The following is a 14,452-nucleotide window of genomic DNA, read 5'->3' on the forward strand; positions in this document are numbered from 1 at the left end:
CTCTCGTGAACCATTTCGACTACCGCGACGGCGTGCTGCATGCCGAGGACGTGGCAATCCCTGATATCGCCGCTCAGGTCGGCACGCCGTTCTACTGCTATTCGACGGCCACGCTGACCAGGCACTACCGCGTCTTTGCCCAGGCTTTTGCCGGCCTCGACGCACTGGTCTGCTACGCCATGAAGGCCAACTCCAACCAGGCCGTACTGCGCACCCTTGCCAGGCTCGGCGCCGGTGCTGACGTGGTCTCGGAAGGCGAGCTGCGCCGGGCGCTGGCGGCCGGCATCCCGGCAAGCAAGATCCTGTTTTCCGGCGTCGGCAAGACCGCGCGCGAAATGGACCTTGCGCTCGAAGCCGGCATCCTTTGCTTCAACGTTGAATCGGAGCCTGAACTTGAACTGTTGTCGGCGCGAGCCACGGCACTCGGCAAGGTGGCGCCGGTCTCGCTGCGCATCAATCCCGATGTCGACGCCAAGACGCACAAGAAGATTTCCACCGGCAAGGCCGAGAACAAGTTCGGCATCGCCTGGCAGCGCGCGCGGCAGGTCTATGCCCGTGCGGCGACGCTTCCGGGTATCAAGGTCACCGGCATCGACACCCATATCGGCAGCCAGATCACCGAGTTGCAGCCCTTCGACGACGCCTTCGCCCTTTTGGTCGATCTGGTCGGCGCACTGCGCGCCGATGGCCACGCCATCGAGCATGTCGATGTCGGCGGTGGCCTCGGCATCCCTTACCGTGTCGACAACAACCCACCGCCCTTGCCCGACGCCTATGCCCAGATCGTCAGGAAGCATGTCACCAAGCTCGGTCTGAAGGTGATGTTCGAGCCGGGCCGGCTGATCGTTGGCAATGCCGGCATCCTCGTTTCGGAAGTGATCTTCGTGAAGGAAGGCGACGCCAAGAATTTTCTGGTCGTCGACGCCGCCATGAACGATCTGATCCGGCCAACGCTTTACGACGCCTTCCACGACATCAGGCCGGTCGTGCAGCCGCCGGCCGACACGCCGCGCATGATGGTCGACGTGGTCGGCCAGGTCTGCGAGACCGGTGACTATCTCGGCCTCGACCGTGACCTGCCCGGGCTGAAGGCCGGCGATCTCATTGCCGTTTCCACCGCCGGTGCCTATGGCGCGGTGCAGGCAGGCACCTATAACACCCGCCTGCTGGTGCCGGAGGTGCTGGTCGACGGCGACCGGTTCCACATCGTGCGCCCGCGCCTGACCTATGACGATTTGATCGGGCTGGATTCGGTGCCTGACTGGCTGGCATAGAAGCCACAGCCGGCAGCGCTACAGCCGGTTCTGCAGGAGCGTCCTTGTCTCGGCGATCCTGTCTTCGTCACGGCGGTAGAACGTCCATTGCTTGATGCGCTTGGGCCGCAGCAGGCCGGCCTGGGTGAGCACGCGCATATGCTCGGAGAGCGTCGCCTGCGTGATACCGAGCTTTTCGGCGATCAGCAGCGCGCAAACGCCGTCCTCGATCAGATCGCCGTCGGCCTGAGCCGGGAAATGCGCGCGCGGATCCTTCAGCCAGTTGAGGATCTGCAGCCTGCGTTCGTTGGCGATCGCCTTGAAGACATCAACCTCTTGCATTTAGTCATTTTGCCAAGTTACTAATTGCTGTCAATCCCAAGGAGATCGCCATGGCGCAGGGCAACCCCGTTACACGCGAGCGCATTGCCGCGATGGAACCGCGCATCCGGCCCTATATCAGGCACACGCCGGTGCTGCGCGTCGACATGGCCGACTTCGACCGGCCGCCGCTGGCGGTAGACCTCAAGCTCGAATGCCTGCAGCATTCCGGTTCGTTCAAGGCGCGCGGCGCCTTCACCAATCTTTTGGAAAGGCCGGTTCCCAAGGCCGGCGTCGTCGCCGCCTCGGGCGGCAACCATGGCGCTGCCGTCGCCTATGCCGCCATGCGGCTCGGCCACAAGGCGACCATCTTCGTTCCCGAAGTGAGCCCGCAGGCTAAGCTGGACCGCATTCGTTCCTATGGCGCCGACCTGGTGGTTGGTGGTGCCCGCTATGCCGAGGCGCTGGCCGCCAGCGAACGTTTCGCGCAGGAGACCGGCGCCTTGCAGATCCATGCCTTCAACCAGGAGGAAACGTTGGTCGGACAGGGCACGCTTGGGCTCGAGATCGAGAACGACCTGCCCGAGATCGACACGCTGCTGGTCGCCGTCGGCGGTGGCGGCCTGATCGGCGGCATCGCCGCCTGGTATGCCGGCCGCATCCGCATCATCGCCATCGAGCCCGAGGGCGCGCCGACGCTTCATCGCGCCTTCGAGGCCGGCCATCCCGTCGACGCGCCGGCGGAAGGCATCGCCGCCGATTCGCTGGCGCCGAAGCGCGTCGGCGAAATGATGTTCCCGATCGCCGAGGCCTTCGTCGAGCGCTCCATCCTGGTCAGTGATGACGACATCATCGCCGCGCAGAAGGCGCTGTGGCATCGGGTGCGCATCATCTCCGAGCCGGGTGGGGCGGCCGCCTTCGCCGCGATCCTGTCCGGCCGCTACACGCCGGCACCGGGCGAACGCGTCGCCGTGCTGGTCTGTGGCGCCAACGCAAACCCCGCCAATTTCTGATTGCAACTATTTCGGCCGGGTTCACATTTTCTGAGAACGCCTCGCCTTTGCCGTGTTTGCTGGTATTCTTCGAGTCGTGAGGATCGGGCTATCCCGCCTGATTCCAGGAAGGGCCGATGACGCAACGACCCACCTCTAGCGATCGCGGTCTCGCCGGGCGCCTTGCACTCAGCCGGCTGGCGACGCGGGTCTCGATGATGGTCGAGCGCGGCTGGCCGCTGCTGCTGCCGCTGATCCTTATCGCCACCCTGTTCCTGAGCATCTCCTGGTTCGGCGTTTTCTCACGGTTGCCGGATATCGCGCGCATCGGCCTTGTCGCCGCATTCGGCCTGGCAGGGCTGGCGGCGCTCTATCCGCTGCGTTTCTTCCGCCTGCCCGGCGCCGCCGAGGTCGACCACCGCATCGAGGCCGCCAACGAATTGCTGCACAGCCCGGTGCTGGTGCAGGCCGACCGGCCAAGCGGCCGCGAAAGCAGCTTCTCGCAGGCGCTGTGGCGTGAACACCAGAAGCGCATGGCCGCCAGGCTCGACAGCCTTGGCGCCGACCTGCCGCGCACCCGCGTGCCGGAGCGCGATCCTTGGGGGCTGCGCGCCGTGGCCGCGCTGCTGCTCGTCACCGCCTTTGCCTTCTCCTTCGGGCCGACAGGCGGCAGGATAGCCGACGGCTTCAGCACCCACGGCGCGCACGATGCCGTGCCGCCACGCATCGATGCCTGGGTAACGCCGCCTGCTTATACCGGCAAGCCGCCGATCTTCCTGACCGCCGACGCCAACCAGGCAACGCCGACGTTTCATGTGCCCGAGGGCAGCGACGTCTCCTTGCGCGTCACCGGAGGCTCGGGCGAGGAAACGCTCGCCTATGCCGACAAGGATGGCAATGCGCGCACCATCGACCCCGCCGGACCACAGGCGGCCAGCGCCAAGTCAGCCGCGAGCCCGGCGGCGCCGACCCCCGCATCCCCGTCGAAGGTGCGCCAGTTCATCGGCAAGCTGACCGGCGACGGCACGCTGACGCTGAAATCGGGCGAGGATCAGCTCGGCCGCTGGGCCTTCGCCGTGATCGAGGACAAACCGCCACAGATCCGCTTCGTCGGCGAGCCCAAGCGCGCCGCCAACGGCGCTTTCGAACTCAACTACCAGATCGACGACGACTATGGCGCCGCCACCGCCAAGGCGGTCTTCGCGCTGGTCGACCCGCAGGCGCCGGGCGCGCATCCGCTCTACGGCCCGCCCGAAATGCCGTTGGCGCTGCCGCGCCGCGGCGGCAAGTCCAATGCCGCCAAGACCACCAAGGACTTGACCGAGCATGTCTGGGCCGGCAGCAGCATCAAGCTGACGCTGGTCGCCACCGACGACGCCGGCCACACCGCGTCGAGCGAGACCAGGACGCTGGTGATGCCGGAGCGGCCTTTCTCCAACCCGCTGGCGCGGGCTGTAATCGAACAGCGCCGCCTGCTGGCCCTCGACGCCAATGCCAAGCCGCACGTGCTCGACCTGATCGACGCCATCACGCTGCGGCCGGAGGACACGTTCGACAACATGTCCCACTACCTTGCCATCATGAGCGCGCGCAGCCGGCTGAAACTGGCCGGCAACGACGATCAGCTGCGCGGCGAGGTCGCCTATCTCTGGGAAATCGCGCTCGGCATCGAGGAGGGCAACCTCTCGGCCGCCGAGAAGCGGTTGCGCCAGGCGCAGCAGGCGCTGCAGGACGCCATCAAGAACGGCGCCAGCGATGCCGAAATCGAGAAGGCGATGAAGGAACTGCGCGAGGCGATGAACCAGTTCCTGCAGGAATTCGCCGAACGCGCCAAGCAGAACCCGAATGCGCCGCAAATGCAGCAGAACGGCCAGGAACTGCGCCAGAGCGACATCGACCGGATGATGGACCAGATCGAGAACCTGGCGAAGTCGGGCGACCGCGACAAGGCGCAGCAATTGCTGTCGCAGTTGCAGGACATGATGAACAATCTCCAGGCCGGCCGCCAGCAGCAGGGCGGCGAGCAGGACAGCCAGATGCGCCAGCAGATGGACAAGCTTGGCGAGATCCTGCGACGCCAGCAGGAGATGATGAACGACACTTTCCGCATGGACCAGATGCAGCGTGGCGAGCGCCAGCGCGGGCAGAACCGCGATGAGCAGCTTGGCCAGGGCGGTGGCGAGGACCAGGACAAGCCAGGCGCCGGCGAGGACCGCGATCCGCTGGCCAGGCAAAAGCCGATGACGCCGCAGGAATTCGCCGATGCACTGAAGCAGTTGCAGGAAGGCCAGGGCCAGCTGAAGAGCGATCTCGAGCAGTTGAAGAAGAACCTCGAAGGCATGGGCATGGAGCCCAATGAAGGATTTGGCGAGGCCGGCAAGTCGATGGGCAGCGCCGAGCAGGCGCTTGGCGAGGGCCAGGGCGACGAGGCCGTCGGCCACCAGGGCCGGGCACTCGAGGCGCTGCGCAAGGGCGCCAAGGACATGATGAAGCAGATGCAGGCCATGCAGGGCGACCAGGGCGGCAGCCAGGAAGGCGGGCGTCAGCAGAATGCCGACCGCGACCCGCTCGGCCGGCCGCGCGCCAGCCAGGGTCCCGATTTCGGCGATTCGGTGAAGGTCCCCGACGAGATCGACGTCCAGCGCGCCCGCCAGATCCTGGAAGCGATCCGCAAGCGGCTCGGCAACGCGCTCAGCCCCGATATCGAGCGCAGCTATCTCGAACGGCTGCTCGAGCTGAAATAGGGACCGCCCCCACACCCCGCCCGCCCCCCTCGAACGGTTGCAACACCATGCCGAAGCTCGGTACCGTCACGCCCATTCTGCGCATCTTCGACGTTGCCAAGGCGCATGAATTCTACGTGGGGTTTCTCGGTTTCGAAGTGCGGTTCGAACACCGCTATGATGACAACGCGCCGCTCTACACAGGCGTTTCTCGCGACGGCTGCGTTTTGCATCTGAGCGAACATCATGGCGACGGCACGCCGGGCTCTCACATCCGGATCGAGACGACCGACATTGCGGGGCTCAACCACGAATTGACCGAAAGAAAGTACCGCTTCGCCAGGCCGGGGTTGGAGGAGACGCCCTGGAAGACGAAAGAGGTCACGGTCGACGATCCGTTCGGCAACCGCCTGACCTTCTATGAGGATGTGAAGGACTGAGCTAACCGGTTAACGAATGCCTCGCGGATCGCCTCCTGCATGCCGTCGATCGCCTCGCCCGACGCGTTCGGGTTGCGATGCATCACCACATTGGAGGAATCGATGTCGCCGAATCCATCGGCGGAGGTCAATTCGCGGCAGCCGTCCGGGATGTTGCTGCGCGAGATCGGCGCGATCGCCAGCCCTGACGTGACCGCAAGCTTCAGGCCGCCGGTGGTGTCGCTGGTATAGGCGACGCGATAGCCAAGACCGCGCTGCTCCAGCGACTTGATGGCGAAGTCCTTACACCAGCTGACCCGGTTGTAGAGCGCGATCGGCACCGGTCGTTCCTCGTGCATGTGATGCAGGGTCGACGTCACCCAGACCGTCGGGTCGTGCATCAGCACTTCGCCGCCGGTCGGATCCTGCCATTCGAACACCACGCAAAGATCGAGTTCGCCGGCGGCGAGCGCCGCCAGCTGCGCCTCCGAATGCGCGTAGCGCACGGTGACCTCGACCTTGGTGTGGCGTTTCGAAAACGCGCTGAGCGCGCGCGACAGGATGGCGTGGCCATATTCCTCCGGAATGCCGATGCGCACCGGTCCGCCGAGCGGCGCTGCCGCCATCGACGCCGCCGTTTCGTCGAGCAGCGAGACGATGCGGCGGGCATTGACGATGAGTTCGCCGCCGCGCCGCGTCAATGCGACGCCGCGCGAGCCGCGCTCGAACAGGCTGTCGCCGACCAGCTCCTCGAGCTTCTTCATCTGCATCGATACGGCCGACTGGGTGCGCCCGGCCTGCTCAGCCGCACGGGTGAAATTGCCGGTCTCGGCGATGGCGACGAAGGTGCGCAGGAGATCGCTGTCGAGGGTTGGACGCATGCTATCCATCATAAGCAGATTTGATTGCAGGCATCATTCCAATTCGTTTGCAACATGTCAAACACCGGACGATAGTTGCCTTACCCATTGGATATGCGGCTGCGAAATCGGCCGCGGACCAATCAAAGAGTCCTCACTCGTACCCGCTGCCCGAAACGGTGGCGGGTTCTTTTTGATCTGGAGGCGGGCTGCTTCGGATCGTACGCGCAGGAGCCGGAACGCAGATGCAGAATAGGATGGTGCGCGGCATCCTGAGCCTGTGCCTGGGCGTGCTGGTGTTCTCGCTGCAGGACCCGCTCGTCAAGGCCGTGTCGAGCGGCTATCCGGTGACCGAGGTGATGGCGATCCGGTCGATCGTCGCCCTGCCGATCCTGATCATTCTCGTCCATGCCGATGTCGGGCTGTCGGCAATCCTGTCGAAGCGGTTCGGCTTGCTGACAATCCGCGCCTTCATCCAGTTCACCTCCTACACGGTCTATTATCTGGCCATCGCCGCGCTGCCGCTGGCCGACGCGGTGGCGCTCTATTTCATGGCGCCGCTGTTCATCATGGCGCTGGCCGGACCCTATCTCGGCGAACGCGTCTCCTGGCGGACGCTGGCGACGGTGCTCATCGGCATGCTTGGCGTCATCGTGATGGTGCGCCCCGGCGCCGGCCTGTTCGACTGGGCGGCACTGCTGTCGCTCGGCTCGGCGGCGCTCTACGGCTTCTCGCAACTGATGGCGCGCAAGATCGGCGATACCGAATCGTCCACCGTCATGGCCTTCTACCAGAACGGCGCCTATCTCATCGGCGCCGCCGTGGTTGCCGGCACGTTCCATCTCGCCGGCATAAGTCACGCCGTCCACCCCAGCGTCGAATTCCTGGTGCGGCTCTGGATATGGCCGACGCTGCCGGATTTCCTCAAGATGGCCGCCTGCGGTTTCGTCGCCTCCGCCGGCATGATCCTCCTGTCGCAGGGCTACAGGCTGGCGCCGGCCAACCGGGTAGCGACCTTCGAATACACCGGCATTCTGTGGTCGCCGCTCTGGGGTTTCCTGTTCTTCGCCGAGGTGCCGCGGTCGACGACCGTGATCGGCGCGGCGCTGATCATCGGCGCCGGTCTGCTCGCGCTCAACACTGGGCGGCGCAAGAGCGCGGCGCCCGTGCTTGCCGCCGTCGATCCGGCCTGATCAGGCGAAGCAGATCAGCGCCCGCTCGACGCGCGAGCGGATTTCGGCCAGCGTGAACGGCTTCTGCACGACATCGAGGATGATGCCGTTCAACTCCTCGGCGCGCTCGCGCTGGTCGGCATAACCGGTCATCAGCATGATCTTCATCGCCGGAAAAAGGGCGGCCGCAGCGATCGCCATCTCGATGCCGTCCATCTCGGGCATGCGGATGTCGGAGACGACGAGATCATAGCCACCATGGGCGGCGCGTATCAGCGCCAGGCCTTGAGCGCCGTCGGCGGCGATATCGATTGCGTGGCCTGCGCGTTCAAGCGCGCGGGCAGCGAGGGTGCGGACGGACTCATCGTCCTCGACGATCAAAAGCTTTGCCATGGCCGGCAATTTGGCCGCGAAAAGTTGACTTTTCCTGAAAGCGCCCAGCCTCCGACCGGGCTAATTTTTCCGGCGCCGTTAAGGCCTTTTTCAGAACTTGTCGGCGCAAGGCAGTGGCCTCACGCATCGCCTTTCACAACACCCACGAACGGCAATTCACGGAAGGCGTGCGCGACATCCATGCCGTAACCGACGACGAAATAATCGGGGCAGTCGAAGCCGACATAGTCGGCGACGAGCGCGGTCTGGCGGCGCATGCGCTTGTCGAGCAGCACGGCGATGGAACAGCTTTTCGCGCCGCGCGACAGCATCAGGTCGCGGGTGAAGGTCAGTGTCTTGCCCGATTCCAGAATGTCGTCGATCAGCAGCACGTCGCGGCCGGCGACCTCATTGTCGATGTCGCGCAGCACCCTCACCTCGCCGCTGGTGGTGCCGGCGCCATAGCTGGAAATGAAGATGAACTCGACCTCCGGCGACAGGCCGACATCGTGCATGGCGCGGATCAGGTCGGCGGCGAAGATGAACGAGCCCTTCAGCACCGAAATCACCAGGAGATCATGATAGTCGTGCCCGGCGATCTCCTTGGCGAGTTCGAGATTGCGCCGCGCGATCGCCGACGCCGAAAACAGGACTTCGATGTCCTTGTCGCGTACGATGGGCATTGTCGTCTTCCCCGGTGATCGCCTACTCAGCGAAAGTAACCAAAACGGTCCTTACGCCGTTCTTAGGCACGTCGAGCCGGCTGGCAAAGCCGAATCTTTCGCCCGATGCCAGCGAATGGCCGGATGTCCCCAACGTATAGCGGGTTACGCGCCCATCATTGCCCGTCACGCGGATTTCGAGCGACGGCATTGTCGCGGGCCCCGCCCCGTCATTGGCGGCCTCGCCATCGACGAACAGCACCGGATTGGCGCCCGAGGCGTCGACACGCGAGGTGACGCCTGAAATGGTCAGCGCCGAGGCTTGCGCGCCGGTCAGGAACGGCGCCTGGCGCACCAGCGCATGTCCGCCGGAGACCCAGAAAGCGGCCAAGGCGGCACCGACGCCGGCGATCCAGAAGATCGGCCCGCCGCGCGCGGCCGGCGGCCGTTCCGCCGGCGCTTCCGGCTTGCGCAGCATGTCCATGCCCTCGATGGACGGCGTGGCAATCAGGCGCGGCGGTGAAACGCTTTCCACGGCGGGGACAAAGCGCGGCATCACTTCATAGTCGGCATCGACGATATCAGCCGCCGGGCCGCGCACGATCCGCTCCGCCGCGACGATTGCCGGAGGATCGGTCATGATTTCGCCGGAAACCGGGCGCGCGGTTCGTTCGTCAGCCATCATGGCCCCGTTATTGCGCGTGTTCGCTTTTCGTTTCTTTTGCCTAAACAAAAATGGTTAACGCTTCCCCACCGGAGCCCTCGTGACGCGCCGAAACAAGCCAGAAATTAACCGCCGGTTAACCATGCCGGCCGATGGTCTTTTCGCAGAACAGGCAGGCTCAGCACTGCCAGGAATTTCAGGTCGTCGAAATTGATTCGCTTCGAAAATGTCGGCCTCCGCTATGGCATGGGTCCGGAAATCCTCCGCGACATCTCCCTGCACATCCCGGAGCGCTCCTTCCAGTTCCTGAGCGGACCCTCGGGCGCCGGCAAGACGACGTTGCTGCGGCTTCTGTTCATGTCGCTGAAGCCGACGCGCGGGCTGATCACCATTTTCGGCAAGGACCGTTCGCGCATTTCGCGCACCGAACTGCCGCATCTGCGGCGCCGCATCGGCGTGGTGTTCCAGGATTTTCGCCTGCTCGACCACATGACCACCTATGAGAATGTCGCGCTGCCGCTGCGCGTGCGCGGGCGCGAGGAAGCAAGCTACCGCACCGATGTCACGGAGCTGCTGAAATGGGTGGGGCTGGGCGAGCGCATGCATGTGCTGCCGCCGGTCCTGTCGGGCGGCGAGAAGCAGCGCGCCGCCATCGCGCGCGCCCTGATCGAGCAGCCCGAGATCCTGCTCGCGGACGAACCGACCGGCAACGTCGATCCGCCGCTGGCGCGGCGGCTGCTGCGGCTCTTCATCGAGCTCAATCGTCTCGGCACCGCCGTGGTGATCGCCACCCATGACCTTGGCCTGATGGAACAGGTCGATGCGCGCCGCATGATCCTGGCCGGCGGAAGGCTGGACATCTATGACTGATCTGTCCGCCGAACGCCTCGAAGAGCATGAGCTGGAAGCCGAGGCGGCTGAAGCAAGACCGCGCGCCCAGCGCCGAATGGCGCCGATCGTCCCGGCGCAGAACATCGCCGGCCGGGCGCTCGTCCTGGTCATCGCCATCATGACCTTCCTGTCCTGCCTGACCTTCGGCGCGGTGACGCTGGTGCGCGACACCGCCTCGGTCTGGGAGAACCAGATCTCGCGCGAGGCGACGATCCAGATCAAGCCGGCCGACGGCCTCGACATGGAGGCCGCCCTTGCCCAGGCCTCGCAGATCGCGGGCGAATTCCCCGGCGTGAAGTCGACAAGGATCATCGACCGCGATGCGACCGCCAGGCTGCTGGAGCCATGGCTTGGTTCGGGCCTCAACATCGACGAGCTGCCGGTGCCGCGCCTGATCATCGTCACCATCGATGAGAACAACCCGCCCGACTTCGCCGCCATGCGCGCCGCCATCACGCCGAAACTGCCGAGCGCGTCGCTCGACGATCACCGCACCTGGGTCGACCGGCTGGTGGCCATGGCCCGCACCACGGTGACCATCGGCATTGCCGTGCTGGCGCTGATGCTGTCGGCGACGCTGCTGACCGTGGTGTTCGCGACCCGCGGCGCCATGGCCGGCAATGGCCACATCATCGAGGTGCTGCATTTCGTCGGCGCCGAGGCCGCCTTCATCGCGCGCGAATTCCGCCGGCATTTCCTGGTCACCGGCATGAAGGGCGCGGCCGCCGGAGGTGCTGCGGCGGTGCTGGTTTTCATCGTCTTTTCCTGGTGGTCGTCACGCAATATGGCGACGCCGCAGGCCGACCAGGCGACTGCCCTGTTCGGCAATTTCGCCATTGGGTCGGCGGGCTATCTCGGCGTCGTCCTCATGGTGCTGGTGATCGGCGCGCTGACGGCGGCAACCTCGCATGCCACCGTCGTCGCCTATCTCAGCGACATCGATGTTCGCCAACCCGACGCATGAAAGGCAACTTGCTCTGGCGGAAATCGAAGCAGGATGATCACGGATGGAGAAACGACGTAACGCAAAGTGCGTCTTTTACCTACCCAAGGCCGCATTTCAGGATTAACCATATGGCCATGGACGTGCGGGATTCGACCGGGACGGTTGGACAGATGCCAGTGGTGGTTGCGCGTCTGCGCGACCATAGCGGGATTAGCCGTTTAAAGACCGCAGTGCGGATATCCGCGCTCTCCCTCCTCATTTTCGCAACCCTGTTTGCCGGCGGCTTCGGCTGGTTCGCCAACAAGGTCGCCCATCTCACCACGCCAGCCAATCCGGCCAAGGCCGATGCCATCATCGTGCTGACCGGCGGCCAGTCGCGCCTTGACGCGGCGATGGATCTGCTGGCATCCGGCAAGGGCGAGCGGCTGTTGATCAGCGGCGTGCATCCGTCCGCCAGCCGGCGCCAGCTCCAGGCAGCCACCGGCGGCGACAAGAACCTGTTTTCCTGCTGCGTCGACATCGACCGTGCCGCGTTGGATACGATCGGCAATGCCGAGGAAAGCGCCAAATGGGTCGAGAGCCACGCCTATGGCACGGTGATCCTGGTCACCAACAATTACCACATGCCGCGCAGCCTGCTGGAAATGGGCCGCCTGCTGCATGGCGCCAAGCTGGAACCCTATCCAGTGGTCAATTCCAATCTCGACAATGGCGGCTGGCTGACCAAGCCGCGGGCGTTGCGCGTGCTGTTCACCGAATACACCAAATACCTGCTGGCGCTGGCGCGCGGCATCGTGCCGGTGAAACCGACCCCGGACGGCATTGCGCTGGCCGAGACCGCGGCCGGCGGCTGAGCCCCCGGCGTTCCATCATCATTCCTTGTCTGTCCCCTTCGACACGGCCTTCAGGCGGCTGACCTCCTGCTCGAGCTGTTGAATGCGCCTGTCCCGCTCCCCAAGCGCTGCCGCCACATCAGCCGCTTCGAAGCGCTGCGGGATGTGTTGCGGGCAATTGGCATCCCAGGCCGAGACGGTGAACAGGATGATCTGCTCGGGACGTGCCTTGTAATCCTGCGGCATCAGCCTCGCCATCAGCTCGGCATCGTTCTCGACGACGCGCGCCGTGCCCCAGATCTTGATGCGCTGGCGCAGCATGTAATCGATCAGGAACAGGAAGGCGCGTGGATTGTCCGCCAGATTGCCTTGCGTGATGAACTGCCTGTTGCCGGAAAAATCCGCGAAGCCGATCGTCTTTTCGTCCAGCACCTTGAGAAAGCCGGCCGGGCCGCCGCGATGCTGGATGTAGGGCTGGCCATCGCCATTGGCCGTCGACAGGAAGACGCTGGTCTGCATCTCGATGAAGGCGGCAAGGTCCGGCGTGATGACAGCCTGCCAGCCACCACGCTCCTCGACGCGGGCGTAGGACTGGCGCGAACCCTTGCGCGCCTGGATCGCCTTGACGGTCGGCGTGAAGGCGACATCGCTGGTGAAAGCATGCGCGTCCATCGAAACCTCCTTGCCTGAAACCGGCTTCTAGCCGACGCAATTCCGGACGGAAAACCGCTTCACACTTTTCCTGGAACTGCTCTAAAGCCCGAGCGCCGACAAAGTCGGATGGTCGTCCGGGCGACGCCCCAACGGCCAATGGTACTTGCGATCAGCCTCGCTGATCGCCAGGTCGTTGATGCTGGCGATGCGCAGACGCATCAGCCCGTGCTCGTCGAACTCCCAGTTCTCATTGCCATAGCTGCGGAACCAGGAGCCGCTGTCGTCGTGCCATTCATAGGCGAAGCGCACGGCGATGCGGTTGCCGTGGAAGGCCCAGATCTCCTTGATCAGCCGGTAGTCGAGTTCGCGGCTCCATTTGCGCGTCAGGAAAGCCTGGATGGCATCGCGGCCCTGCAGGAATTCGGCGCGGTTGCGCCAGCGGCTGTCGATCGTATAGGCGAGCGCCACCCGTGCCGGATCGCGCGAATTCCACGCATCCTCGGCCATGCGGGCCTTTTGCGCGGCGGTCTCGGCGTTGAACGGCGGAAGGGGTGGGCGACTTTCAGACATGAGAACTCCATGGCGCGGCTCTGCTGCGAACTGACATATAGCCCCTTCCATTCCTGAAATGGAGATGGCATATTTGCAACCGTTCCTTCCATTTTCTGGAAGAAGTTGTGGATCGTCTCGAAGCCATGTCGCTCTTCGTCGCGGCGGTGGAGGCCGGCAGCCTTTCCGCCGCGGCCCGCCGTTTCGGCATTCCCCTGGCGACCGTCAGCCGCAAGGTTTCCGATCTTGAGCGCCATCTCAACACCCGGCTCCTGAACCGTTCGACGCGCCGGCTGACGCCGACCGATGCCGGCGAAGCCTATCTTGCGGCCTGCCGCCGCATCCTTGATGACGTTGGCGAGGCTGAACGCGGCGCGGCCGGCGAGTACAGCGCTCCGACCGGTGAACTGGCCATCACCGCGCCGGTCGTGTTTGGCCGTCTCCATTTGTTGCCGGTGGTCACCGGCTTTCTCTCGGCCTATCCCGACGTGGATATCCGCCTGACCCTGGCGGACCGCATAACCCGCCTGGTCGAGGACCATTTCGACCTCGCGCTGCGCATCGGCCAGTTGCCGGATTCGAGCCTGATCGCCATTGGGGTCGGCTCGATTCGCCGCGTTGTCTGCGCCAGCCCGGCCTATCTGGCCGAACACGGCACGCCCACGACCCCGGAAGATCTCGGCACCCACAGTTGCATCACCTTCGAGGGACTTTCCTCCGCCGCCCCTTGGAGCTTCGCCAGAGGCAAGACGGACGTCACGGTGCAGGTCCGCTCGCGCCTTCAGGTCAACACCGCCGAGGCGGCGATCGATGCCGCGGTTGCCGGCGTCGGGCCGACGAAAGTGCTTTCCTATCAGGTGGATGCCGCCGTGCGGTCCGGCAAGCTGCGCATCCTGCTGCAAGAGTTCGAGCCGGAACCGTGGCCGGTGAGCCTGGTGCATGCGGGCCACGGCCTGCTGCCGGTCAAGCTGCGCGCCTTCCTCGACTTTGCCGCACCGCGTCTGAAGGAGCGGCTGGCGCGATTGGAGTAGCGTGCCTGCGCTGGCGTGAGCCATGCTTCAGCATCGGCCGGGACACTGCTGCGCCATTTCCTTTTTCCCCGCGCTTGGTGTAACCAACGCACACTTCCTCACCGGACCTC

General features: G+C 64.9%; 16 protein-coding genes. 9 read left to right on the forward strand and 7 right to left on the reverse strand.

Annotation, left to right across the window (positions count from 1 at the left end):
- Positions 1-5 precede the first annotated feature (5 nt).
- Entirely contained in the window at positions 6-1,274 is a 1,269-nt protein-coding gene (lysA, locus tag FJV80_RS12345) for a diaminopimelate decarboxylase (RefSeq protein ID WP_142876496.1), read from the forward strand.
- 18 nt (positions 1,275-1,292) lie between these two features.
- On the opposite strand, the gene FJV80_RS12350 is transcribed toward lysA, so the two are convergent.
- Positions 1,293-1,595: a metalloregulator ArsR/SmtB family transcription factor gene (locus FJV80_RS12350; protein WP_095793229.1), complete on the reverse strand. Its 303-nt coding sequence runs from the start codon at positions 1,593-1,595 to the stop codon at positions 1,293-1,295.
- Positions 1,596-1,645: 50 nt separating this feature from the next.
- Here FJV80_RS12350 and FJV80_RS12355 point away from each other — a divergent pair, with 50 nt between their 5' ends.
- From FJV80_RS12355 to FJV80_RS12365, 3 genes are all read left to right on the forward strand, one after another.
- Positions 1,646-2,587 carry a threonine/serine dehydratase gene (locus FJV80_RS12355; protein ID WP_142876497.1) on the forward strand — a complete coding sequence of 314 codons (942 nt, stop codon included), beginning with the start codon at positions 1,646-1,648 and terminating at the stop codon, positions 2,585-2,587.
- A gap of 116 nt (positions 2,588-2,703) precedes the next feature.
- Positions 2,704-5,310, forward strand: a complete 2,607-nt coding sequence (locus FJV80_RS12360; protein WP_142876498.1) for a TIGR02302 family protein — start codon at positions 2,704-2,706, stop codon at positions 5,308-5,310.
- A 47-nt stretch (positions 5,311-5,357) separates the two neighbouring features.
- Complete coding sequence (locus tag FJV80_RS12365) at positions 5,358-5,729, forward strand: glyoxalase superfamily protein (RefSeq protein WP_142876499.1); 372 nt, start codon at positions 5,358-5,360, stop codon at positions 5,727-5,729.
- On the opposite strand, the gene FJV80_RS12370 is transcribed toward FJV80_RS12365, so the two are convergent.
- Positions 5,708-6,589: a LysR substrate-binding domain-containing protein gene (locus FJV80_RS12370; protein WP_142876500.1), complete on the reverse strand. Its 882-nt coding sequence runs from the start codon at positions 6,587-6,589 to the stop codon at positions 5,708-5,710. The two genes, FJV80_RS12365 and FJV80_RS12370, sit on opposite strands and share 22 nt — an antisense overlap.
- 224 nt (positions 6,590-6,813) lie before the next feature.
- On the opposite strand from FJV80_RS12370, the gene FJV80_RS12375 reads away from it, so the two are divergent.
- Positions 6,814-7,761, forward strand: coding sequence for a DMT family transporter (locus tag FJV80_RS12375; RefSeq protein ID WP_142876501.1), 948 nt, complete (start codon positions 6,814-6,816; stop codon positions 7,759-7,761).
- Here the strand turns inward: FJV80_RS12375 and FJV80_RS12380 are convergent, their stop codons facing one another.
- The 3 genes from FJV80_RS12380 to FJV80_RS12390 all read right to left on the reverse strand — a co-directional run bounded on the left by FJV80_RS12380 (position 7,762) and on the right by FJV80_RS12390 (position 9,459).
- Positions 7,762-8,133: a response regulator gene (locus FJV80_RS12380; protein WP_010911735.1), complete on the reverse strand. Its 372-nt coding sequence runs from the start codon at positions 8,131-8,133 to the stop codon at positions 7,762-7,764.
- A 119-nt stretch (positions 8,134-8,252) separates the two neighbouring features.
- On the reverse strand, positions 8,253-8,795 hold the full coding sequence (gene hpt / locus FJV80_RS12385; RefSeq protein ID WP_010911737.1) for a hypoxanthine phosphoribosyltransferase: 543 nt from the start codon (positions 8,793-8,795) through the stop codon (positions 8,253-8,255).
- Positions 8,796-8,817: 22 nt separating this feature from the next.
- Positions 8,818-9,459, reverse strand: coding sequence for a hypothetical protein (locus tag FJV80_RS12390; protein ID WP_095787882.1), 642 nt, complete (start codon positions 9,457-9,459; stop codon positions 8,818-8,820).
- Positions 9,460-9,648: 189 nt separating this feature from the next.
- On the opposite strand from FJV80_RS12390, the gene ftsE reads away from it, so the two are divergent.
- From ftsE to FJV80_RS12405, 3 genes are all read left to right on the forward strand, one after another.
- Positions 9,649-10,308 carry a cell division ATP-binding protein FtsE gene (gene ftsE, locus FJV80_RS12395; RefSeq protein ID WP_010911739.1) on the forward strand — a complete coding sequence of 220 codons (660 nt, stop codon included), beginning with the start codon at positions 9,649-9,651 and terminating at the stop codon, positions 10,306-10,308.
- The gene (locus FJV80_RS12400; protein ID WP_142876502.1) at positions 10,301-11,293 is read left to right on the forward strand and encodes an ABC transporter permease; all 993 of its coding nucleotides are present in this window, start codon (positions 10,301-10,303) and stop codon (positions 11,291-11,293) included. The genes ftsE and FJV80_RS12400 overlap by 8 nt, the downstream gene beginning before the upstream one ends.
- Before the next feature lie 110 nt (positions 11,294-11,403).
- Positions 11,404-12,129 carry a YdcF family protein gene (locus FJV80_RS12405; RefSeq protein WP_095772263.1) on the forward strand — a complete coding sequence of 242 codons (726 nt, stop codon included), beginning with the start codon at positions 11,404-11,406 and terminating at the stop codon, positions 12,127-12,129.
- 18 nt (positions 12,130-12,147) lie between these two features.
- On the opposite strand, the gene FJV80_RS12410 is transcribed toward FJV80_RS12405, so the two are convergent.
- Both FJV80_RS12410 and FJV80_RS12415 read right to left on the reverse strand, forming a co-directional pair.
- Entirely contained in the window at positions 12,148-12,780 is a 633-nt protein-coding gene (locus FJV80_RS12410) for a pyridoxamine 5'-phosphate oxidase family protein (protein ID WP_142876503.1), read from the reverse strand.
- Between the two features lie 81 nt (positions 12,781-12,861).
- On the reverse strand, positions 12,862-13,332 hold the full coding sequence (locus tag FJV80_RS12415; protein ID WP_095772261.1) for a DUF1348 family protein: 471 nt from the start codon (positions 13,330-13,332) through the stop codon (positions 12,862-12,864).
- Positions 13,333-13,439: 107 nt separating this feature from the next.
- Between FJV80_RS12415 and FJV80_RS12420 the strand changes: the two genes are divergently transcribed.
- Positions 13,440-14,342 carry a LysR family transcriptional regulator gene (locus FJV80_RS12420; protein ID WP_142876504.1) on the forward strand — a complete coding sequence of 301 codons (903 nt, stop codon included), beginning with the start codon at positions 13,440-13,442 and terminating at the stop codon, positions 14,340-14,342.
- Positions 14,343-14,452: the final 110 nt, after the last annotated feature.

This window comes from Mesorhizobium sp. WSM4310, from assembly GCF_007003935.1.
In the GTDB taxonomy this organism is placed as follows: Bacteria; Pseudomonadota; Alphaproteobacteria; order Rhizobiales; family Rhizobiaceae; genus Mesorhizobium.

Excerpts from the sequence above, each read along its gene's own strand:
- FJV80_RS12350 (WP_095793229.1), bottom strand. The coding sequence starts at position 1,595 with ATGCAAGAGGTTGATGTCTTCAAGGCGATCGCCAACGAACGCAGGCTG.
- FJV80_RS12355 (WP_142876497.1), top strand. The coding sequence starts at position 1,646 with ATGGCGCAGGGCAACCCCGTTACACGCGAGCGCATTGCCGCGATGGAA.
- FJV80_RS12360 (WP_142876498.1), top strand. The coding sequence starts at position 2,704 with ATGACGCAACGACCCACCTCTAGCGATCGCGGTCTCGCCGGGCGCCTT.
- FJV80_RS12365 (WP_142876499.1), top strand. The coding sequence starts at position 5,358 with ATGCCGAAGCTCGGTACCGTCACGCCCATTCTGCGCATCTTCGACGTT.
- FJV80_RS12370 (WP_142876500.1), bottom strand. The coding sequence starts at position 6,589 with ATGCGTCCAACCCTCGACAGCGATCTCCTGCGCACCTTCGTCGCCATC.
- FJV80_RS12375 (WP_142876501.1), top strand. The coding sequence starts at position 6,814 with ATGCAGAATAGGATGGTGCGCGGCATCCTGAGCCTGTGCCTGGGCGTG.
- FJV80_RS12380 (WP_010911735.1), bottom strand. The coding sequence starts at position 8,133 with ATGGCAAAGCTTTTGATCGTCGAGGACGATGAGTCCGTCCGCACCCTC.
- hpt (WP_010911737.1), bottom strand. The coding sequence starts at position 8,795 with ATGCCCATCGTACGCGACAAGGACATCGAAGTCCTGTTTTCGGCGTCG.
- FJV80_RS12390 (WP_095787882.1), bottom strand. The coding sequence starts at position 9,459 with ATGATGGCTGACGAACGAACCGCGCGCCCGGTTTCCGGCGAAATCATG.
- FJV80_RS12400 (WP_142876502.1), top strand. The coding sequence starts at position 10,301 with ATGACTGATCTGTCCGCCGAACGCCTCGAAGAGCATGAGCTGGAAGCC.
- FJV80_RS12405 (WP_095772263.1), top strand. The coding sequence starts at position 11,404 with ATGGCCATGGACGTGCGGGATTCGACCGGGACGGTTGGACAGATGCCA.
- FJV80_RS12410 (WP_142876503.1), bottom strand. The coding sequence starts at position 12,780 with ATGGACGCGCATGCTTTCACCAGCGATGTCGCCTTCACGCCGACCGTC.
- FJV80_RS12415 (WP_095772261.1), bottom strand. The coding sequence starts at position 13,332 with ATGTCTGAAAGTCGCCCACCCCTTCCGCCGTTCAACGCCGAGACCGCC.